This window comes from Cyanobium sp. Tous-M-B4 (assembly GCF_024345395.1).
In the GTDB taxonomy this organism is placed as follows: domain Bacteria; phylum Cyanobacteriota; class Cyanobacteriia; order PCC-6307; family Cyanobiaceae; genus Cyanobium_A.
The window spans coordinates 79,841-97,960 of the sequence record NZ_JAGQBA010000001.1 but is presented as its reverse complement, the minus strand read 5'-3'; the positions used below and the strand labels follow the sequence as shown (position 1 = coordinate 97,960).

The 18,120-nt window shown below is 64.6% G+C and carries 23 protein-coding genes; 13 read left to right on the top strand and 10 right to left on the bottom strand.

Annotated elements, in window-relative coordinates:
- Nucleotides 1-18: 18 nt before the first annotated feature.
- Nucleotides 19-801, bottom strand: coding sequence for an enoyl-ACP reductase FabI (gene fabI, locus KBY73_RS00565; protein WP_254935182.1), 783 nt, complete (start codon nucleotides 799-801; stop codon nucleotides 19-21).
- Nucleotides 802-827: 26 nt separating this feature from the next.
- On the opposite strand from fabI, the gene KBY73_RS00560 reads away from it, so the two are divergent.
- Both KBY73_RS00560 and KBY73_RS00555 read left to right on the top strand, forming a co-directional pair.
- The gene (locus tag KBY73_RS00560) at nucleotides 828-1,661 is read left to right on the top strand and encodes an FAD-binding domain-containing protein (RefSeq protein WP_254935181.1); all 834 of its coding nucleotides are present in this window, start codon (nucleotides 828-830) and stop codon (nucleotides 1,659-1,661) included.
- Complete coding sequence (locus KBY73_RS00555; protein WP_254935180.1) at nucleotides 1,655-2,119, top strand: hypothetical protein; 465 nt, start codon at nucleotides 1,655-1,657, stop codon at nucleotides 2,117-2,119. The genes KBY73_RS00560 and KBY73_RS00555 overlap by 7 nt, the downstream gene beginning before the upstream one ends.
- Here KBY73_RS00555 and KBY73_RS00550 read toward each other — a convergent pair.
- Nucleotides 2,028-2,549 carry a hypothetical protein gene (locus KBY73_RS00550; protein ID WP_315858389.1) on the bottom strand — a complete coding sequence of 174 codons (522 nt, stop codon included), beginning with the start codon at nucleotides 2,547-2,549 and terminating at the stop codon, nucleotides 2,028-2,030. The genes KBY73_RS00555 and KBY73_RS00550 overlap by 92 nt on opposite strands.
- Before the next feature lie 165 nt (nucleotides 2,550-2,714).
- Between KBY73_RS00550 and KBY73_RS00545 the strand changes: the two genes are divergently transcribed.
- Nucleotides 2,715-3,923 (top strand): DegT/DnrJ/EryC1/StrS aminotransferase family protein, encoded by a 1,209-nt coding sequence (locus KBY73_RS00545; RefSeq protein ID WP_254935179.1) that lies wholly within the window; start codon nucleotides 2,715-2,717, stop codon nucleotides 3,921-3,923.
- Here the strand turns inward: KBY73_RS00545 and KBY73_RS00540 are convergent.
- From KBY73_RS00540 to folK, 3 genes are read right to left on the bottom strand one after another with little or no spacing between them, the layout of a single operon-like run.
- Nucleotides 3,902-5,362: an FAD-binding domain-containing protein gene (locus tag KBY73_RS00540; protein ID WP_254935178.1), complete on the bottom strand. Its 1,461-nt coding sequence runs from the start codon at nucleotides 5,360-5,362 to the stop codon at nucleotides 3,902-3,904. The two genes, KBY73_RS00545 and KBY73_RS00540, sit on opposite strands and share 22 nt — an antisense overlap.
- Complete coding sequence (locus KBY73_RS00535) at nucleotides 5,362-5,922, bottom strand: NUDIX domain-containing protein (protein ID WP_254935177.1); 561 nt, start codon at nucleotides 5,920-5,922, stop codon at nucleotides 5,362-5,364. Before KBY73_RS00535 ends, KBY73_RS00540 begins: the two co-directional genes overlap by 1 nt.
- 43 nt (nucleotides 5,923-5,965) lie before the next feature.
- Nucleotides 5,966-6,550 carry a 2-amino-4-hydroxy-6-hydroxymethyldihydropteridine diphosphokinase gene (folK, locus tag KBY73_RS00530; protein ID WP_254935176.1) on the bottom strand — a complete coding sequence of 195 codons (585 nt, stop codon included), beginning with the start codon at nucleotides 6,548-6,550 and terminating at the stop codon, nucleotides 5,966-5,968.
- Nucleotides 6,551-6,573: 23 nt separating this feature from the next.
- On the opposite strand from folK, the gene KBY73_RS00525 reads away from it, so the two are divergent.
- Nucleotides 6,574-8,721, top strand: coding sequence for a magnesium chelatase subunit D family protein (locus KBY73_RS00525; RefSeq protein ID WP_254935175.1), 2,148 nt, complete (start codon nucleotides 6,574-6,576; stop codon nucleotides 8,719-8,721).
- Here KBY73_RS00525 and KBY73_RS00520 read toward each other — a convergent pair.
- A complete protein-coding gene (locus KBY73_RS00520; protein ID WP_254935174.1) occupies nucleotides 8,718-9,644 on the bottom strand; it encodes an MlaD family protein in 927 nt (308 codons plus the stop codon). The genes KBY73_RS00525 and KBY73_RS00520 overlap by 4 nt on opposite strands.
- 4 nt (nucleotides 9,645-9,648) lie before the next feature.
- Entirely contained in the window at nucleotides 9,649-10,407 is a 759-nt protein-coding gene (locus KBY73_RS00515) for an ABC transporter ATP-binding protein (protein ID WP_254935173.1), read from the bottom strand.
- Nucleotides 10,408-10,632: 225 nt separating this feature from the next.
- On the opposite strand from KBY73_RS00515, the gene yvcK reads away from it, so the two are divergent.
- On the top strand, nucleotides 10,633-11,964 hold the full coding sequence (gene yvcK / locus KBY73_RS00510) for a gluconeogenesis factor YvcK family protein (protein ID WP_254935593.1): 1,332 nt from the start codon (nucleotides 10,633-10,635) through the stop codon (nucleotides 11,962-11,964).
- On the opposite strand, the gene KBY73_RS00505 is transcribed toward yvcK, so the two are convergent.
- From KBY73_RS00505 to ndhC, 3 genes are read right to left on the bottom strand one after another with little or no spacing between them, the layout of a single operon-like run.
- A complete protein-coding gene (locus tag KBY73_RS00505; RefSeq protein ID WP_254935172.1) occupies nucleotides 11,961-12,536 on the bottom strand; it encodes an NAD(P)H-quinone oxidoreductase subunit J in 576 nt (191 codons plus the stop codon). The genes yvcK and KBY73_RS00505 overlap by 4 nt on opposite strands.
- Nucleotides 12,537-12,556: 20 nt before the next feature.
- Nucleotides 12,557-13,279, bottom strand: coding sequence for an NADH dehydrogenase subunit K (locus KBY73_RS00500; protein ID WP_254935171.1), 723 nt, complete (start codon nucleotides 13,277-13,279; stop codon nucleotides 12,557-12,559).
- A gap of 4 nt (nucleotides 13,280-13,283) precedes the next feature.
- Entirely contained in the window at nucleotides 13,284-13,646 is a 363-nt protein-coding gene (gene ndhC / locus KBY73_RS00495; RefSeq protein WP_106632246.1) for a photosynthetic/respiratory NAD(P)H-quinone oxidoreductase subunit C, read from the bottom strand.
- 92 nt (nucleotides 13,647-13,738) lie between these two features.
- On the opposite strand from ndhC, the gene KBY73_RS00490 reads away from it, so the two are divergent.
- The 8 genes from KBY73_RS00490 (at nucleotide 13,739) to KBY73_RS00455 (ending at nucleotide 18,092) form a co-directional block, all read left to right on the top strand.
- Nucleotides 13,739-14,194 carry a rubredoxin gene (locus KBY73_RS00490; RefSeq protein WP_254935170.1) on the top strand — a complete coding sequence of 152 codons (456 nt, stop codon included), beginning with the start codon at nucleotides 13,739-13,741 and terminating at the stop codon, nucleotides 14,192-14,194.
- Entirely contained in the window at nucleotides 14,194-15,216 is a 1,023-nt protein-coding gene (locus KBY73_RS00485; RefSeq protein WP_254935169.1) for a photosynthesis system II assembly factor Ycf48, read from the top strand. Before KBY73_RS00490 ends, KBY73_RS00485 begins: the two co-directional genes overlap by 1 nt.
- 110 nt (nucleotides 15,217-15,326) lie before the next feature.
- A complete protein-coding gene (psbE, locus tag KBY73_RS00480) occupies nucleotides 15,327-15,575 on the top strand; it encodes a cytochrome b559 subunit alpha (RefSeq protein ID WP_254935168.1) in 249 nt (82 codons plus the stop codon).
- A 3-nt stretch (nucleotides 15,576-15,578) separates the two neighbouring features.
- Complete coding sequence (gene psbF / locus KBY73_RS00475; RefSeq protein WP_106632249.1) at nucleotides 15,579-15,716, top strand: cytochrome b559 subunit beta; 138 nt, start codon at nucleotides 15,579-15,581, stop codon at nucleotides 15,714-15,716.
- Between the two features lie 21 nt (nucleotides 15,717-15,737).
- Nucleotides 15,738-15,857, top strand: a complete 120-nt coding sequence (locus tag KBY73_RS00470) for a photosystem II reaction center protein L (RefSeq protein ID WP_094559111.1) — start codon at nucleotides 15,738-15,740, stop codon at nucleotides 15,855-15,857.
- 30 nt (nucleotides 15,858-15,887) lie between these two features.
- Nucleotides 15,888-16,088: a photosystem II reaction center protein J gene (locus KBY73_RS00465; RefSeq protein ID WP_094559112.1), complete on the top strand. Its 201-nt coding sequence runs from the start codon at nucleotides 15,888-15,890 to the stop codon at nucleotides 16,086-16,088.
- A gap of 82 nt (nucleotides 16,089-16,170) precedes the next feature.
- Entirely contained in the window at nucleotides 16,171-16,827 is a 657-nt protein-coding gene (locus KBY73_RS00460; protein ID WP_254935167.1) for a lysophospholipid acyltransferase family protein, read from the top strand.
- On the top strand, nucleotides 16,824-18,092 hold the full coding sequence (locus KBY73_RS00455) for a glycosyltransferase N-terminal domain-containing protein (protein ID WP_254935166.1): 1,269 nt from the start codon (nucleotides 16,824-16,826) through the stop codon (nucleotides 18,090-18,092). Before KBY73_RS00460 ends, KBY73_RS00455 begins: the two co-directional genes overlap by 4 nt.
- Nucleotides 18,093-18,120: the final 28 nt, after the last annotated feature.

Below are 18,120 nucleotides of genomic sequence, written 5' to 3'. Positions count from 1 at the left end.
TTGGGGCCAGTGTGGCGCTCACATCCCCGTAATGCAGTAGCCGGCGTCCACATAGATCACCTGGCCGGTGATGCCGGAGGCCAGGGGGCTGGCCAGGAAGGCGGCGGTGCTGCCCACTTCCTCCTGGGTCACGGTGCGCTGCAGAGGCGCTTTGGCCTCCACGTTGTGGATCATGTCGAGGATGCCGCCGATGGCGCTGCTGGCCAGGGTGCGGATCGGTCCGGCGCTGATGGCGTTGACGCGCACCTGCTTCTCGGGGCCCAGCTCAGCCGCCAAATAGCGCACCGAGGCCTCCAGGGCCGCCTTGGCCACTCCCATCACGTTGTAGTTAGGGATGGCGCGTTCGGCCCCCAGGTAGCTCAGGGTGATCACGCTGGCGCCAGGGTTGAACAGGGGTTTGGCGAAGCGGCACAGGGGCGCCAGGGAGTAGGCGCTCACCTCCAGGGCCCGGGCGAAGCCCTCGGGGCTGATGGCGGAATAGTCGCCGATCAGCTCCTCCTTGCCAGCGAAGGCCAGGCAGTGCACCAGCACGTCGATCGAGCCCCATTGCTCCTTGACGCGATCGAACACGGCTTCGATCTGGGCGTGGTCCTGCACGTTGAGGGGCTCGAACAGGCTGGGTGCCAGCGGCGCGGTGAGCTCGCGCACCTTGCCCTCGAAGCGGCCCTTCTCATCTGGCAGGTAGGTCACGCCCAGCTCCGCTCCGGCGGCATGCAGCTGCTGGGCGATGCCCCAGGCGATCGACTTGTTGTTGGCGATGCCGGTAACCAGGGCCTTTTTGCCGCGCAGATCGAGGAGCATGGGAGCAGTGGCCAGGAGCCGGAACGATGCGATCGGGCGATTCTCTCCCACCCGGCGATCTGCCCCGCCAGTTCGCCAATCGCGATGCGCTGGAGGCGACCCTGCGCCAGCTGTTTCCCCAGGCCCCAGGTGGGTTGAGCCCGATTCAGGGCGGGCGCCGGGCGGCTGAAACGGCGCTAGCCGCCATCGATCCGGCCGCCTATGGCCGCAGCCGCAACCACCTCGATGGGGCGGTGACGCGCCTCTCGCCCCATATCCGCCACGGCGTGCTCAGCCTGGTGGAGGTGCGTGAGGCGGTGTTTGCCTGGCTGGAGCGCAGCGGCCAGCCGCCGGTAGCGGCCCAAAAATTAATCAACGAGCTGGGCTGGCGCGACTACTGGCAGCGGCTCTGGCGCCAGCTGGGCGATGGCATCTGGCGCGACCAGGAGCCGCTTAAGACCGGCCATCCCCCCGAGCGCTACGCCGCCGCGCTGCCGGCCGACCTGCTCGAGGCCCGCACCGGCCTGGCCTGCGTGGATGGCTTTGCCACTGAACTGATCCACACAGGCTGGCTGCACAACCACGCCCGCATGTGGCTGGCGGCCTATGTGGTGCACTGGCGGCGGATCCAGTGGCAGGCGGGTGCCCGCTGGTTTCTGCAGCATCTGCTCGATGGCGATCCGGCCAGCAACAACCTCAGCTGGCAGTGGGTGGCCTCCAGCTTCAGCAGCAAGCCCTACATGTTTAACCGGGAAAACCTGGAGCGCTTCAGCTCCGGCCGCTTTTGCCGCGACTGCGCCCTGGCTGGTGCGGGCTGCCCCTTTGAAGCCAGCTACGAGCAGTTGCAGGCAGACCTATTCCCAGGAGCCAGCCCGTGTTGAAGCCCGTGCTCTGGATCCATGGCGAGGCCCTAGGGCCCACTAACCCGGCGTTGCGGGCCCATCCGGCGGCACCGGCGGTGTTTGTGTTTGACCGGGAGCTGATCGAGACCCAGCGCCTCAGCCTCAAGCGGCTGGGCTTTCTCTATGAGTGCCTGCTGGATCTGCCGGTGACCCTGCGTCACGGCGACGTGGTGGAGCAGGTGCTGAGCTTCGCTCGCCGCCATGGGGCTGATGGCGTGGTCACCAGCGCTGCGGTGGATCCGCGTTTCGCCGTGCTGCGGGAGCAGATCGCCGCCCAGTTGCCCCTGCAGGTGCTCGAGCCTGAACCCTTCGTGGCGCTGCCGGAACCGCTGGATCTGCGCCGCTTCAGTCGCTACTGGCGCCGGGCTGAGCCGGTGCTGTGGGGGCGGGGTTCAGCAGCCGCTCCTCCTGCTCCAGCACGTCGTTGGGATCGCTGAGCAGGTCGGCTTCCTCCAGCAGCGGGTAGGGCTCTGGCTTGATTTCGGCGGCGTTGCGGGGAGGCTCCAGCCAGCTGAAGCTGCTGCGGGGGGACTGTTGCTTACAGAGGGCCTCGCTCTGCTGGCGCAGGGCCCGGCGCACGCCCTGGCGGGCGACGGCCTGAAAGAACTCTTGACGTGGCGCCAGGCCCGAGCTGAACGGGGCCGTGCCGTTGCCGTTAAACAGCCGGGCCGCATCGGCGCTCCAGCGGGGCTTGCAGCTGCCACTCTGGCGGGTGTCGGTGTCGATCCAGATGTGCAGGCCGTAGCCATCGGGCTGACTCACCACGGCCAGGCCGTCGTTGGGCAGGCGCCGCTGCAGCGGATAGATCGCCCAGCTGGGGTGGCGGTGGGCCGGTACGCAGGCGCTCAGTAAGGCGGTGCCGACCACGCTGGCAAGGCCACTGGCCAGGACATGTTGTCTTCGCCGAGCTGGGATCATCGCCGGGGTCCCGTGGCGCATGGTGAGCTGATCATGGCCCGGCCCCACTTGGCTCAACCACCAACTGGCATCCGGCCACCAAGGCGTAGGCCTGAAAGGCGTAAATTGCCCGCTATGCAAGTGCCCCCGTTCAGCCTTAGCGAGCAGCTTCAAGGGCTGGGAGCAGCTCTAGATCAGGCTGTGCTCGAGGTTTTGCGCAGCGGTCAATACATCGGCGGCGCCACGATCGCCCGCTTTGAGCAGGATTTTGCTGAGGCCTGTCGAGTTCCCCATGCCATCGGCTGCAACAGCGGCACCGACGCCCTAATTCTGGCCCTGCGGGGCTTGGGCATCGGTCCAGGCGATGAGGTGATCACCGCTTCCTTCAGCTTTTTCGCCACCGCCGAAGCGATCAGCGCCGTGGGCGCCACGCCGGTGTTTGTCGATGTGGAGGAGAGCAGCTACCTGATCAATCTCGATCAGTTGGAAGCGGCGATCACGCCGGCCACCCGGGCCCTGCTGCCGGTGCACCTGTTTGGGCGGCCCGTGGACATGGAGCGGGTGTGTGCCATCGCTGAGCGCCATGGCCTCAAGGTGGTCGAAGATTGTGCCCAGGCCACCGGTGCTAGCTGGGCGGGCCGGCCCGTGGGCAGCTGGGGGGATGTGGGCTGTTTCAGCTTCTTTCCCACCAAGAATCTGGGTGCCGCTGGTGATGGAGGGGCGATCACCTGCCGCGATGCCGAGCTGGCCCAGGCCATGCGGGAGCTGGCGGTGCACGGCATGCCCCGCCGCTACCTGCACACGGCTCTGGGCTACAACAGCCGCCTTGACGCCATGCAGGCGGCGGTGCTCAACGTCAAGCTGCCCCACCTGCCTCGCTGGGTTGAGCGCCGCGGTGCTATTGCCCGGCACTACCGCGAGCATTTGGCCGCCCTTTCCGGTGTGGCCTTGCCAGAGCTTGGCCCAGATGGCCATAGCTGGAACCAGTTCGTTCTGAGGGTGCCCCGGTGCGCTGCGGCCCAGGCCTGTGCTGACTCCGGTGTCTCCTGTACGCCAGCTGCCGATAGCGCCAGTTTTGGCTTGCCGGAGGCCTGCTGCCGCGACTGGCTCAAGCAGCAGCTCCAGGATGCTGGGGTCAGCACGATCATCTATTACCCAATCCCAATCCACCGCCAGCCGGCCTATGCCGATCTGGGCTACGGGCCCGGATCCCTGCCGGTCACCGAGCGTCTCTGCACTGAAGTGCTGAGCCTGCCGATCTTCCCGGAGCTCAGCGGCGAGCAGCAGCAGCGGGTGGTTGAGGTGCTGCGCACCGTGGTGGCTCAGCCCTTGATCGTGGCGTAGAGGGCCTTGAAGCGGGCCTGCTGAATTTTGTGGTTCACCAGAGGTGCCGGGTATCCGCGGCGCTCCAGTGGGGCTATCTCGCCGCTGATCAGGTCGCGGGTGGCCACATGGCGCAGCTCCGGCAGCCAGGTGCGGATGTAGGTGCCCTCGGCATCGAATTTTGAGGCCTGGGTGGCCGGGTTGAAGATGCGCAGCGGTTTGGGGTCCATGCCGCTGCTGGCGCTCCACTGCCAGCCGCCGTTGTTGGCGGCCAGGTCGCCATCCACCAGGCGCGCCATGAAGGCCGCCTCGCCCCAGCGCCAGTCGCAGATCAGGTCCTTCACCAGGAAGGAGGCCACGATCATGCGGCAGCGGTTGTGCATCCAGCCGCTCTCGTTTAGCTGGCGCATGGCGGCGTCGATGATCGGCATGCCCGTGAGTCCATCGCGCCAGGCCTCAAACCAGCCGTTGTCGTTGTCCCAGGGGAAGGCGCGCCACTGGGGCCGGTAGGGCCCTTCGGCCAGCTCCGGAAAGTGAAACAGTGCCTGCTGGTAAAACTCGCGCCAGGCCAGCTCCTGCTCCCACACCTGGATTGAGTGCAGCTCCTCCTCGCTGCGGGCCAGCTGCCGGGCCTGCTGGGCGGCGGCCCAGGCCTGCCTTGGGCTGAGCGTGCCGAACTTGAGGGCGGCACTGAGCCCTGAGGTGCCCGCATCGCCTGGGATGTTGCGTCCCGGTTCGTAGCCCAGCAGCGCAATGGAGCGGCCATCGCCATCGCAGAAGGCCTGCAGCTGCTGTTGGGCCGCCTGTTCGCCGGGCCGGCAGGGGCAGAGCTCAGCGCCCCTAAAGCCATGCTCCAGCTCTGGGCTCACCAGTGGCAGCCCACTGAGCTGGGCGGAATCGCAATCCATCAGGGCGCTCGGCGCCGGCAGGGGATCCAGGCCACCCGAGGCTGCTGATCCGAGGGCGCTCGCCTCCTCCACCCAGCGGCGCCAGCTGCGCCAGTAGGGCCCATAAACCCGGTAGGGGTCGCCGGCGCCGGTTTTGATGGCCTCCGGCGCCACCAGCAGCTGGTCCCAGTCGGCCAGCACCTTGCGCCCCTCCGCCTGCAGCGCCCGCGCCACCCGCCGGTCGCGCTCGCGCCCGAAGGGCTCCACGTCCCGGTTCCAGGCCACCACTTCGGCGCCCAGGCCAGCGGCCAGGCGGGGTAATAGCTCGGCGGGGTCGCCGCTCAGGATCACCAGCCTGCTGCCGGCCTGCTGCCAGGCCTGTTGCAGCTCCCGCAAGCTCTCAGACAGAAACCACAGCCGCGCCGGGGCCATGTTGGGCTCCGAGAGGATGGCGGGATCCAGCACGAACACCCCCGTCACCGCTGGAGTGGCGGCGGCGGCCGCCGCCAGGCCCCGGTTGTCGGCCAGACGCAGGTCGCGGCGATGCCAGAAAAGCCAGCGCTCCGGAGCCATTAGATCCCCAGCAGTTGCTTGGCCCGCAGCCAGGCAGTGACGCTCTTGCCATCGAGATACTCGTCGCCGCTGGCCAGGGCCGCATCCAGTTCGCCGGGCTCCATCAGCAGCACCTCCAAGTCCTCGTCGTCATCGCCGGCGGGGGGCTCGGCCAGCGGCGTCAGCTCCCGGGCAAGGAACAGGTGGATGACCTCGTCGGAGTAGCCCGGGCAGGGCAGCATGGCTCCCAGGGGATCCCAGCGGCTGGCGCTGTAGCCGGCCTCCTCCTGCAGCTCCCGCTGCATGGTGCTGAGCGGGTCTTCGCCCTCATCGAGGGTGCCGGCCGGAAATTCCAGCAGCCGGGTGGCCACGGCGAAGCGGTACTGGCGCAGCACCACCACCCGGCCGTCGTCCAGCACCGGCACCGCCAAGGAGGCGCCGGGGTGGCGGATCAAGCCAAAAGTGCCCACCACGCCCATCGGCAGCTCGACGCGGTTGACCTCAAAGCGGATCTTGCGGGCATCGAGCACCGCGGTAGTTTCCAGGTTACGCGAGGGCTCAGGAGCGGGGAGGGGCGCCATGGCTGGGCTTGTCGCGGGTCAGTGGGGCCAGCATCGCGCAGGGCTACCCCAGCTGCTCTGGCCAGCCGGGTCTGCCAGCTAGCGCGATCACCGCGCACCCAGGTTCTGGGGCCAGGCCTGCCAGGGCAGCCAGCGGCGCCAGCACAAAGTCTCGCTGCCGCCAAAGTGGGTGGGGCAACTGGAGGCGTGGGGTGTGGCAGTTCAGATCCCCCCACCAGAGCAGGTCGAGGTCGATGCTGCGGGGGGCCCAGCGCGCCTGACGCTCCCGGCCGAAGTCATGCTCCAGCGCTTGCAATTGCTCCAGTAGAGCTTCACCGGCCGCTGCCCTTGCCCCATCAGCTCCCAGCCCTGCCACCAGGCCGTCCGCCACTAGGACCGCATTGATGTAGGGCGGCTGGCCTGGGGGGCCGCCCACGGGTTCGGTCTCAAACAGAGGCGACCAGCGGAAGCCGGTAGGCCCCGAGCTGAGGCCCTGGCCCCACTGGCGCAGGCTGGCTTCTAGCAGGGGCCGCACGGCGATCAGGGTGGCGATCGGGCCACCGCAGCGGCTGGGCAGGTTGGCGCCTAGGGCGATGGCCAGGGTTGCCGCTTCACTGCCTCTGGGCTGATCAGCGAGACTGGCTGGCACGTGAATCGGGTCTTAGCCCTCCCATGGTTGCAAGCGGAGTTGCCAGTAGGGCCTTTCCCCTCGCCGCCATTACCGGCCACGGCACCCTCAAGTTGGCCCTGCTGCTGGCCGCGGTTGATCCGGGCCTGGGCGGGGTGGTGATCGCCGGTGGTCGAGGCACTGGCAAGTCGGTGTTGGCTCGCGGTCTGCACGCCCTGCTGCCGCCGATCGACGTGCTCGATGTGGGCGGCCAGGCCCTCAACATCGATCCCCAGAGACCCGATGACTGGGACGAGGCAACCTGCATTCGGCTTACCGAATTGGGTGCCGATCCCACGGGAGCGGATACCAGCGCCTTGTTGCCAACCGCAGTGGTGCCGGCGCCCTTCGTGCAGGTGCCGTTGGGCATCACCGAAGACAGGCTGGTCGGCTCGGTCGATGTGACGGCTTCGCTGACCAGTGGCCAGGCTGTTTTTCAGCCAGGGCTACTGGCTGAAGCCCATCGGGGTGTGCTCTACGTCGACGAGCTCAACCTGCTCGACGACAACGTCACCAACCTGTTGTTGGCGGCGGTGGGCAGCGGCGAAAACCGGATCGAGCGGGAGGGCCTCAGCCTCAGCCACCCTTGTCGCTGCCTGCTGATCGCCACCTTCAATCCTGAGGAGGGGCCGGTGCGCGATCACCTGCTCGATCGCTTCGCCATCTGCCTAAGTGCCAATCAGGTGCTGGAGCTTGAGCAGCGGGTGGAAATCACCCGCTCGGCGATGGATCAGGCCGAATCCAGCACCGGCTTTGGGGCACGCTGGCAGGAGGAAACCGATGCTCTGGCCACCCAGCTGCTGCTGGCGCGGCAGTGGCTACCGGATGTGCAGATTGCCCGCGAGCAGATCGTTTATCTGGTGAATGAGGCTTTGCGGGGTGGGGTCGAGGGCCATCGCAGCGAGCTCTATGCCGTGCGGGTGGCCCGGGCCCATGCAGCCCTCAGCGGCCGCGATCGAGTCGAGGCCGACGACCTTCAAGTAGCAGTGCGCCTGGTGATTGCACCTCGTGCCCTACAAATGCCGCCCCCCGATCCCGACCAGCCTCTTGAACCCCCGCCGCCACCGCCCCAGGGAGAGACACCGCCCCAGGGGGAGCAGGCGCCGGAGGATCCCGACCAGCCTGAGAACGGGCAGGAGCCCGAGCAAGACAAAGACGGTCAAGAAGACGAAAGTTCCAAAGAAGACGAACCTGAAGAAGACGAATCCCAAGACGACGAATCCCAAGACGACAGTCCCGAAGACAAGGCGCCTCCCCAGGTGCCAGAGGAGTTCCTGCTGGATCCGGAGGCCATCGCTATCGATCCCGACCTGCTGCTGTTCTCCTCGGCCAAGGCCAAGAGCGGCGGTAGTGGCAGCCGGGCGGTGGTATTCAGCGACTCTCGCGGCCGCTACGTGAAGCCGATGCTGCCCCGCGGCCCGGTGAAGCGCATAGCTGTCGATGCGACCCTCCGGGCCGCAGCGCCGTACCAGAAATCTCGCCGTGAGCGGCAGCCCCACCGCACCGTGATCGTGGAGGACGGTGACCTGCGCGCCAAACAGCTGCAGCGCAAGGCCGGTGCCCTGGTGATCTTCCTGGTGGATGCCAGCGGCTCGATGGCTCTCAATCGCATGCAGAGCGCTAAGGGGGCCGTGATTCGCTTGCTCACCGAGGCCTACGAAAATCGCGACGAAGTGGCCCTGATTCCCTTCCGCGGCGAGCAGGCCGAGGTGCTGCTGCCCCCCACCCGCTCGATCACAGCTGCGCGCCGGCGTCTGGAGGCGATGCCCTGCGGTGGCGGCTCACCCCTGGCCCACGGGCTCTCCCAGGCCGCCCGGGTGGGGGCTAACGCACTGGCCACGGGCGATCTGGGCCAGGTGGTGGTGGTGGCGATCACCGATGGCCGTGGCAACGTGCCCCTCAGCCGCTCCCTGGGTCAGCCCCAGCTGGAGGGGGAGGAGCCTGTGGACCTCAAGGAGGAGGTGAAGCAGGTGGCCAGCAAGTACCGGGCCTTGGGCATCAAGCTGCTGGTGATCGACACGGAGCGCAAGTTCATCGGCAGCGGCATGGGCAAAGACCTGGCTGAGGCCGCCGGTGGCAAGTATGTGCAGCTGCCCAAGGCCAGCGATCAGGCCATCGCCGCCATAGCCATGGAGGCGATCAACGGGATTTAGGGCTTTGCCTGCGCGGCTTTCTCTCGGGCGGCCTTGTCCCGGGCGGCTTCGGTCTGGGCCGGGTACAGCTCATCGAAGAATTTGCCCAAGCCCACGGCCACGCTGCGGATGCCGTCCATGAAGCGTGGGTCGTCGGTGAGTTTGGTCACATCACCCCCCACCGCATTCCATTTGGCGGTGAGCTGCTCGGCATTGCTGACGGTGGCCTTGAGATCCTTCAGGGTCTGGGGATTGTCCAGGGCAGCGAGCACCCGGCGTAGGTGGGCGCTGCTGCTGTTGAGGTTGGTGATCGTGGGCTGGGCTGCCTTAACCGACGTTTCGAGTTCTTTGGCCAGGGTCTGGCCATCCTTCATGAAGGCCGAGGTGTCCTTGGCGGTGCGCTCGAAGCTGCTGGCGGCGGTTGAGACCTTGCTCAGCAGTTTCATCTGGTCGGTTTCCACCAGCATCTTGTGCATCAGCGTGGTCACGCTGGTGAGACTTGGCCCCTGAATTCCCTCAATGGTGGCGCCATTGCAGATGGCTACGGTCGAATTGCAGGCCTTGGAGCGTGGCTTGGCAGAGCCTGGCGGCAAGGGCGGGCCGCTGCTGATCAGGGCAACTTCGGCTTCGCCCCCAAGTAAGGAGGCTTCGCCAATCTCCGCCCTAGTAGGCCGCGCCAGATTTAAATCGCCATGGTTGATTTCCAGCTCAGCAACCACCGCCTCGGGTGTCACGGTTACGCGCCGCACGCTGCCAACCAAAACCCCCCTGTAGGTCACAGGTGAGCGCTCTGCCAGGCCAGATGCTTCGGCGAAGCTGGCTTTGACGCTCCAGTTTTGCCTGCTTAGGGAGATGCCTCGCAACCAGAAGGAGAGACCAACGGCACTGCTAATAGCGGCTAACAGGGAGAAGCCGACAACTGCTTCGCGGATGCTGCGGCGCATGGATTCAGAGCTCCGCAGGCTGCATTGGTCCGCGCAGACTACCGCTCCTGAACTGCACCACGTAGGGATCGCTGCAGCTGCGGTATTCCTCAACCGTGCCGCTCCAGCGGAATTGACCGTCGTAAAGCAGCACAACCCGCTCCGCAGAGCGTTCGATGGTGCTGTGCACATGGCTCACCACCACAGAGGTGGCCCGGGCCACCTCTGTGGTGCGCACGATTAGATCTTCGATTCGGGTACAAGCCATCGGATCCAGGCCGGCCGTCGGTTCGTCGAACAGCAGCAGGGGCATCTGTTCATTTGGCTTGGCCGGGTCGTCGATTAGGGCACGGGCAAAGCTCACCCGCTTCTGCATGCCGCCGCTGAGCTCCGCAGGCATTTGCTCCTCGATGCCTTGCAGCCCCACCGCCTGCAGGGCTGCGCCCACTCGCTCCCTTATGTCTCGTTCAGCTAAGCGGCCGTGGCGATAGAGCAGGAAGCCGACGTTTTCACGCACGGTGAGGGAGCCAAGTAAGGCCGGGTTCTGAAACACCAGCCGTACGTCCTGAGGCTGACGCTGGTCTAGACGCAAGTAGGTCTGAGGGATGCCATGGAGACTCAAGCTGCCGCTGCTGGGCAGCTGCAGTCCTGCCAGCAGACGCAGGATGGTTGACTTACCCGCTCCGGAAGGCCCAACCACCACTAGGCGCTCGCCGGGGGCGACGTGCAGGTTTACTTGGTCAAGAACGCAGCGGCTGCCCCAGCGCACGCTGAGGTTCTCCATTGCGGCCAGCGGTGCTGCTGAGGAAGCCAGAGGGGGCTCATGAAGAAGGTTTCCATCCTGGCTGTTTGCGAGGCCGATGGCTCTCCTTAAAGTTCAGCCAATTGAGGCAGCGTCCTTCCCCGCCCTTTGCGCTCCTCCGCTCCGGTTTCCCGATTGCGGCGCTCCCGCCGACCGCTGCCGAAACCGGGTTGGCTGGGCCGCGGCGATCTGCGCCGCAAGGACTTGATGAGTCGCTCCCGGCGAGCGGCCCGCTGGTTGCAGCCAGGTCTGGTGGTGAAGCGCTGGGTGCTCACCTCCGGGTTGGGGTTATTGGTGGCCCTGCTCGGCGCGGCGGTGTGGGCCGATCTGCAGCCGATCTACTGGATGCTCTCCAGTATTCAATGGCTGCTGGCTCAGGTCACCGGGGTGTTGCCCCGCAAGTTCACGGGCCCGTTGGTCTTGCTGGTTGGGGCAGTGCTGATCTGGCTGGGCCAGAGCCGCAGTTTCGGCTCCATTCAGCAGGCCTTGGCTCCTGAAAAGGACACATTGTTAGTGGATGCCCTGCTGGCTCAGCGGCGCCTCAACCGCGGTCCAAGCATCGTCGCCATTGGCGGCGGTACCGGTCTTTCCACCCTGCTCAGCGGACTAAAGCGCTACAGCAGCAATCTCACGGCCATCGTCACGGTTGCTGATGACGGCGGTAGCAGCGGGGTGCTGCGGCGGGAGCTGGGCGTGCAACCACCCGGCGACATCCGCAACTGCCTGGCGGCCCTGGCTCGGGAGGAGCCCTTGCTGACCCGGCTGTTCCAATACCGCTTCAAGGCCGGGAGCGGCCTGGAGGGCCACAGCTTCGGCAACTTATTCCTTTCAGCCCTCACGGCGATCACTGGCAATCTGGAATCGGCGATCACCGCCAGTAGCAGGGTGTTGGCGGTGCAGGGGCAGGTGGTGCCCGCCACCAACGCCGACGTGCGTTTGTGGGCTGAGCTTGAGAATGGCGAACGGATCGAAGGCGAGTCGAAGATTGGCCACGCCTCCAGCCCAATCGTGCGGCTGGGCTGCACGCCCGAGCGTCCCCCGGCCCTACCCCGAGCCTTGGAGGCAATCGCCAATGCCGATCTAATTGTGTTGGGTCCGGGCAGTCTCTACACCTCGCTGCTGCCCAATCTGCTCGTACCCGAACTGGTGCAGGCCATCCGTCGCAGCAAGGCACCACGCCTTTATATCTGCAACCTGATGACCCAGCCGGGCGAAACCGATGGGCTCGATGTAGAGGGACATTTGCGGGCTCTTGAGGCCCAATTGGCCAGCCTCGGGGTGGAGGAGCGACTATTTACCGCTGTGCTTGCCCAGGAAGATCTGGGCGATTCCGCCTTGATTGACCACTACCGGCACCAGGGCGCTGAGCCAGTGGCCTGTGATACGCGCCAGCTGCGCCGCCAGGGCTACGAAGTGATGTTGGCACCGCTGCAAGGGGCAAGGCCTACGGCCACGTTGCGCCACGATCCCCGCAGCGTCGCCCTAGCGGTGATGCGTTTTTTCCGTAATCACCAGCGGGGCAGTGGTTCCGCTTCCTAGTAGGCGTCCTGCATTTCGTAGAAATCGGGCTGCACGTAGTCCTTGCGCATCGGAAAGCCTTTCCAGTCTTCCGGCATCAACAGCCGCTTGGGATGGGGGTGGCCAGCAAACTGAATGCCATACATGTCGAAGGTTTCCCGCTCCTGCCAGTCGGCACCGCGGAACAGGCCATAGAGAGTGGGAATGGTGAGATCGCCGTCGCGCTCCAGAAATACCTTGATGCGCACTTCTTCAGGGGCTTCCCCTGGGGGCATCACTCCAGCAGTACAGCGATCTGAAATGGCTGCCAGCTTGACCAGGTTGTAGAAGCTCACCAACCGGCCACCGGCTCCTTCGTCGTAGCCCCCTTGGCATTGCAGGTAATCAAACCCTTGGCTTTTGAGTGCCGTAGCGATTACGGGCAGAAACACCGCTTCCACGCCGATCATTTCGATGCCGAGATGGTCGCGGCCAAGCGCAACATGATCAAACCCCTGGCTGCCAAGCCAGCTGCCAACCGCGCCGGGAGCTGGGGTTTCAAGCGCCGTGCTGCTGGGGTTGTCGCCGGCTTTGGTTTGGATTGCGTCAGGCATGGCGGGCGTGGAGGTGGTGCTCAGGCTTCGACTGGAGCAGGAATGGCCGCAGCTGGTGCGGGCATTGGAAGGGAGCTGGAGGCGGCTAAGGCCTGTCTTTGGGTTTCGGCCGCTAAGTATTGGCCATTCACGATCGGGGCCACCGCTTTCATCTGGTGGGAGACCGTGCAATAGCGATGCGATTGCTGCAGATTGCCGCGCTCGACCAAGGCTTCGTTGCCCACTTTTTTACGCAGTTTGATCACCGCATCAAAGATTGCTTCCGGGCGAGGAGGGCAGCCGGGCAGGTAGAGATCTACGGGAATCAACTTGTCCACGCCCCGCACGGCGGTGGTGGAATCGGCGGAAAACATGCCGCCGGTGATGGTGCAAGCGCCCATGGCGATCACATATTTCGGCTCCGGCATCTGCTCATAGAGACGCACCAGGGCAGGGGCCATTTTCATGGTCACTGTGCCGGCCACGATCAGCAGGTCGGCCTGGCGCGGACTGGAGCGGGGCACTAGACCAAAGCGGTCGAAATCGAAGCGGGAGCCAATCAGGGCGGCAAATTCGATGAAGCAGCAAGCCGTGCCGTAAAGCAGGGGCCAGAGACTCGAGAGGCGCGCCCAGTTGTGAATGTCATCCAGGGTGGTGAGGATGACATTTTCAGAGAGATCTGAGGTGATCGTTGGCGTGCCAACCGGGTTGCAGCTAGCCGCCCGCAGATCCTTTAAAGCTTCTATGGAGGGTGTGTTGGTCATGGGTTCAGCTCCACTCAAGGGCGCCTTTGCGCCAGGCGTAGGCGAGTGCCACTACAAGGATGGCGATGAAGATAAGGGCTTCGATAAAGGCCAGCAGGCCAAGGCGGTGGAATGCCACGGCCCAGGGGTACAGAAAGACAGTCTCCACGTCAAAGATGACGAAGACCAAAGCAAACATGTAATAGCGAATATTGAATTGAATCCAGGCGCCGCCAATCGGCTCCATACCCGATTCGTAGGTGAGCTCGCGCTCGCCTTTGCGGCTCTGGGGTGACAGCAATTTGTTGGCTAGCAACGCCAGCACTGGCACCGCCGCCGAAATCAGCAGGAAGCCAACAAAAGCGTCGTAGCCGGAGAGCACGAACATTCGAGCCATACCAACCTGGAGGCCAGTCTGGCATCTGTGCCCTGGCCCTGGGGTGGGACCGATAAAGTGACTGCACCACCTGAGGCCCAGGGATGAGTTCAGATCAAGTGCCTGGGCCCCAGCCCGAAGCCAGCGAACCCAGCGAGGTCATTGAGGCCGAGCTAGGCCCCCAAGTGGAAGCTGCGGTGTCAGTTGATCTGTCGGTTGATTCGTCAGTTGATCCAGTGGAGGATCCAGATACGCACCGATTTGAATGCCGCAGCTGCGGTTTCGTCTACGACCCGGAAGAGGGGGTGCGGAAGCTGGCCATCGCCCCCGGCACGCCCTTTACCCAGCTTGATCCGATCGGCTTCCGCTGCCCCGTCTGCCGCAGTCGGGTGGGGGCCTTTAAGGACATAGGGCCCCGCAACAAGCCCAGCGGTTTCGAAGAAAACCTCAACTTCGGGTTGGGCGTCAACAAGCTCACCCCAGGCCAGAAGAATGTGTTGATCTTCGGGGGCTTCGCTTTGGCTTTTGCCTTCTTCCTCTCCCTCTACTCCCTGCGCTGATGACCAGTCTTCCCTTGTTCCGCCAGCTTCAGGCCCTAATGCGGCCCCTAGTGAGCTTGCTGCTCGTTGCTGGGCTGGGCTTTGGCCTCTCCGGCTGTGTCACCACCGGGTTGCCTGTGGCAGAGGCAAGCCCCTGGCAAGCGGTGCCTTTGGCCACCAAGGCCAATCCCCTGGATGTGGCCTTTACCGATGACCGCCACGGCTTTCTGGTGGGTAGTAACAGGTTGATACTGGAAACCAACGATGGCGGAGCCAGCTGGGCTGAGCGGGCCCTCGATCTGCCGGAAGAGGAAAACTTCCGTTTGATCAGCCTTGATTTCCGCGGCGATGAGGGCTGGATTGCTGGCCAGCCTGGTTTGTTGCTGCACACCACGGACGGCGGCCAAAACTGGAGCCGTCTTTTCCTAGATACCAAGCTGCCAGGCGAGCCATACCTGATCACGGCCCTGGGGCCAAATCAGGCCGAGCTCGCCACCAACGTGGGCGCGATTTATCAAACAACCGATGGCGGCACCAATTGGCAAGCCGATGTGGATGACGCTGCCGGGGCTGTGCGGGAGCTGCGCCGCTTTGGCGATGGTCGCTATGTAAGCGTCAGTGGCCTGGGCAACTTCTTCTCCACTTGGAAGCCAGGGGATGGCACCTGGCAGCCGCACCAACGGATGAGCAGCCAGCGGCTCCAGTCGATGGGCTTCCAGCCCGACGGCTCCCTCTGGATGTTGGCCCGGGGAGCCCAGATCCGCTTCAACCCTGATGCCAGCAACGTTGAGGAGTGGGGCAAGGCGGTGGTGCCGATCACGAATGGCTTCGGTTATCTCGACATGGCCTGGGCTCCTGATGGCTCGATCTGGACCGGCGGCGGCAGCGGCACTTTGTTGATGTCCAGCGATGGTGGCAAAAGCTGGCAGAAAGATCCGGTGGGCGCCCAGCAGCCCTCCAACTTCACCCGCATCAGCTTTAAGTCAGATGGCAAGGGCTTCGTGCTGGGTGAACGGGGATCCCTGCTGCGCTGGGTGGGCTGATCCCGCCCCATCCAGCTGCTGCGGCCGCCAACTTCTGTAACCAAGAGGCCATTCCGGCCCCGTCCTCCCCCAGCTCACCCTTAAGATCAATGAGCTGAACGCTTGTCGCTATGGCTGCCGGCTCAACTGGAGAACGCCCGTTCTTCGAGATCATTACGAGCATCCGTTACTGGGTAATCCACGCGGTCACCCTGCCTGCCATCTTTTTGGCCGGTTTCATGTTCGTGTCCACGGGCTTGGCCTATGACGCCTTTGGAACCCCTCGCCCTGACGCCTATTTTCAGGCTCAGGAGAGCAAGGCTCCGGTGGTGAGTCGGCGTTATGAGGGCAAGAGTCAACTTGACCAGCGCTTGCAATAAGCCATGACACAAGCACCTGTTTCCACCACACCCCGCAACTATCCGATCTTCACAGTTCGGTGGCTGTCGGTGCATGCCCTCGGCGTTCCCACGGTCTTTTTCCTGGGATGTCTTGCGGCTATGCAATTTGTTCGCCGCTGAGTCGGTAATTGCTCGTCAGCCATGCAACGCTCTCCCAATCCCAATAATTTGCCGGTTGAACTAAACCGCACCAGCTTGTTTCTAGGCCTGTTGTTCGTTTTCACGATCGGCATTCTTTTTTCAAGCTATTTCTTTAACTGACCCCTCTTCACGTAACCCGGAGAGCTCCCGATGAGCGGCAAGAAGTCCAACCTGCCTGATGGCCGGATTCCAGATCGTCTGCCAGATGGTCGTCCTGCTGTTGCTTGGCGCTCTCGCTGGACAGAAGGGGTTCTGCCCCTTTGGCTGGTCGCAACAGCCGGCGGTATGGCAGTTATTTTTGTTGTGGGGCTGTTTTTCTACGGCTCCTACGTGGGCGTTGGTTCCGCCTGAATTGGCTTCTGAACTGATTCGTGATTCCCTGCAGAATTGCCGTTTTCGGCAGATCTGTAGGGTTTTTTGATGGGTTGTTTTGGTGAAAAAGCGAACCCTGCTTAACAACCGAGTGCTGGCAAGCCTTGCCGGTACGGCGCTCAATTGCTACGGGGAGCTGTTTGTGCGTACCTCGCGGATCCGCATTCAGGCCCATCCCGACACCTATCGGTTGGTTCGGGAACAGGGGGCCGCAGTGATTTACGCCCTCTGGCATCGTCACGCCTTTTTTATTCCCTTATTGCGTCGCTTTGATCGGCGCCGGGTGGCAGTGCTGCTCAGTAGCCATCGGGATGCCCAGATCGTGGCCGTGGCAGTGCGCTTACGCGGTTTGGTGGTGGTGGAGGGTTCCTCCACCCGTGGTGGCCTGCAGGCCTACTACTTGCTGCGCCGCGCTCTGCAGCAATGCCAGCCTGTTTGCATCACTCCAGATGGGCCTAAGGGCCCGGCTGAGTTGGTCAAAAGTGGGGCTATTCATCTTGCCCAGCAATCGGGCTGCCCGATTGTGCCGGTTTCTGTTTCCTGTTCCCGCAGCTATCGCTTGCGCTCCTGGGACCGGTCGGTGTTGCCCTTGCCCCTGTCGCGAGTGGTTGTGCAGCTGGGCGAGCCGCTATGGCTGCACGACAGCTTGGTGGATAGCCAGGAGCTGCTGGCGGAGCGATTGCGCCATGGGGCCGGCCTGGCTGGTGAGTGCCCGTGAAGCGAGCTCAGGCCTGGTTGCTGCTGGGGCTCTATCGACTGCTCTCCCTTGGCCTGACCCCGTTCTGGCTGATCTTGTTGCTGGTGCGCCTGGCCCAGGCCAAGGAGGATCCCCGCCGGCTGGGGGAGCGCCTGGGCTGGCCCAGCCGCCGCCGCCCAGCTGGGCCGCTGCTGTGGTTTCACGCCGCCAGTGTGGGCGAACTCAACAGCCTGCTGCCCGTGTTGCGAGCGCTGGGCCAGGGTGCAGGAGCGCCAGTGCTGCTGGTGACAACGGTGACACGCACCTCCGCCGCCCTGGCTGGCCGGGTATTGCCGCCTGCTGCGATTCACCAATACGTGCCGTTAGATCATTGGCTGGCCCTGTTGCCCTTTCGCTGCTATTGGCGTCCCTGCCTGGGGGTATTGGCCGAGGCGGAGCTCTGGCCTGAGCTGGTGCAGGCGATGCCCCACCTGCACTTGATCAATGCCCGCATGAGCCAACGCTCCTACCTGCGGCATCGGCGGCTACCCGTTTATGCCGGCTGGTTGCTGGCGCGGGTGGAGCTGTGCCTGGCCCAGTCCCAGGCCGATGCCGAGCGCTTTCGGCGTCTGGGGGCCGGCGATGTGCGCGCCCTGGGCTCCACCAAGCTCGATGCCGATCCGCCGCCGGTCAATAGCGTTCACCTTGAGCTGGTGCAGCAGGTGTTTGCCGGTAGGTCGGTGCTGCTGCTGGCCAGCAGCCATGCCGGTGAAGAGCGGCAATGGCTTGAAGCCTGGGCGGAAAACAAGCTGACGCAGCGCCCATTTGGACTGCTATTGGCACCGCGCCATCCCCAGCGGGCCCAGGAGGTGCTTGTACAGGCGCGGCAGCTGGGCCTTTCGGCGGTGCTCTGGAGTGACCTGGCTGGCGGGGGCTTGGCTCCTAACCCCGATGTGCTGGTGGCTGATGTAATTGGCGAGATGGGCACCTGGATCAGCGCAGCGGCCGTGGTGGTGATGGGGGGTAGTTTTTATCCCCAGGGCCGGGCCCTTGGTGGCCAGAACCCCCTGGAGCCCGTGGCCCTGGGGCGTCCCGTGCTCTGCGGCCCCGATATGGCCAACTTTTCTGACCTGCTGGAGCCGTTGCTGGCGGCTGGCTGCCTGCAGCAGTGCGCCGATGTGGCAGCAACCCTGACGGCTGCCCTGCCCCTGTTGGTTCAGCCATTGCCGCGGGGGCATGGGGAGGGCCTGCGCTTGCGCGGCCCCTCCCAGCTGCTTGCTTCACTGCTGCTGAAGCAATGCTGCTGATTTGCTGCCGCTGATGCAGTGCCGCTGA

Excerpts from the sequence above, each read along its gene's own strand:
- fabI (WP_254935182.1), bottom strand. The coding sequence starts at position 801 with ATGCTCCTCGATCTGCGCGGCAAAAAGGCCCTGGTTACCGGCATCGCC.
- KBY73_RS00560 (WP_254935181.1), top strand. The coding sequence starts at position 828 with ATGCGATCGGGCGATTCTCTCCCACCCGGCGATCTGCCCCGCCAGTTC.
- KBY73_RS00545 (WP_254935179.1), top strand. The coding sequence starts at position 2,715 with ATGCAAGTGCCCCCGTTCAGCCTTAGCGAGCAGCTTCAAGGGCTGGGA.
- KBY73_RS00540 (WP_254935178.1), bottom strand. The coding sequence starts at position 5,362 with ATGGCTCCGGAGCGCTGGCTTTTCTGGCATCGCCGCGACCTGCGTCTG.
- KBY73_RS00535 (WP_254935177.1), bottom strand. The coding sequence starts at position 5,922 with ATGGCGCCCCTCCCCGCTCCTGAGCCCTCGCGTAACCTGGAAACTACC.
- KBY73_RS00525 (WP_254935175.1), top strand. The coding sequence starts at position 6,574 with ATGGTTGCAAGCGGAGTTGCCAGTAGGGCCTTTCCCCTCGCCGCCATT.
- KBY73_RS00520 (WP_254935174.1), bottom strand. The coding sequence starts at position 9,644 with ATGCGCCGCAGCATCCGCGAAGCAGTTGTCGGCTTCTCCCTGTTAGCC.
- KBY73_RS00515 (WP_254935173.1), bottom strand. The coding sequence starts at position 10,407 with ATGGAGAACCTCAGCGTGCGCTGGGGCAGCCGCTGCGTTCTTGACCAA.
- yvcK (WP_254935593.1), top strand. The coding sequence starts at position 10,633 with ATGAGTCGCTCCCGGCGAGCGGCCCGCTGGTTGCAGCCAGGTCTGGTG.
- KBY73_RS00505 (WP_254935172.1), bottom strand. The coding sequence starts at position 12,536 with ATGCCTGACGCAATCCAAACCAAAGCCGGCGACAACCCCAGCAGCACG.
- KBY73_RS00500 (WP_254935171.1), bottom strand. The coding sequence starts at position 13,279 with ATGACCAACACACCCTCCATAGAAGCTTTAAAGGATCTGCGGGCGGCT.
- ndhC (WP_106632246.1), bottom strand. The coding sequence starts at position 13,646 with ATGTTCGTGCTCTCCGGCTACGACGCTTTTGTTGGCTTCCTGCTGATT.
- KBY73_RS00490 (WP_254935170.1), top strand. The coding sequence starts at position 13,739 with ATGAGTTCAGATCAAGTGCCTGGGCCCCAGCCCGAAGCCAGCGAACCC.
- KBY73_RS00485 (WP_254935169.1), top strand. The coding sequence starts at position 14,194 with ATGACCAGTCTTCCCTTGTTCCGCCAGCTTCAGGCCCTAATGCGGCCC.
- psbE (WP_254935168.1), top strand. The coding sequence starts at position 15,327 with ATGGCTGCCGGCTCAACTGGAGAACGCCCGTTCTTCGAGATCATTACG.
- psbF (WP_106632249.1), top strand. The coding sequence starts at position 15,579 with ATGACACAAGCACCTGTTTCCACCACACCCCGCAACTATCCGATCTTC.
- KBY73_RS00470 (WP_094559111.1), top strand. The coding sequence starts at position 15,738 with ATGCAACGCTCTCCCAATCCCAATAATTTGCCGGTTGAACTAAACCGC.
- KBY73_RS00465 (WP_094559112.1), top strand. The coding sequence starts at position 15,888 with ATGAGCGGCAAGAAGTCCAACCTGCCTGATGGCCGGATTCCAGATCGT.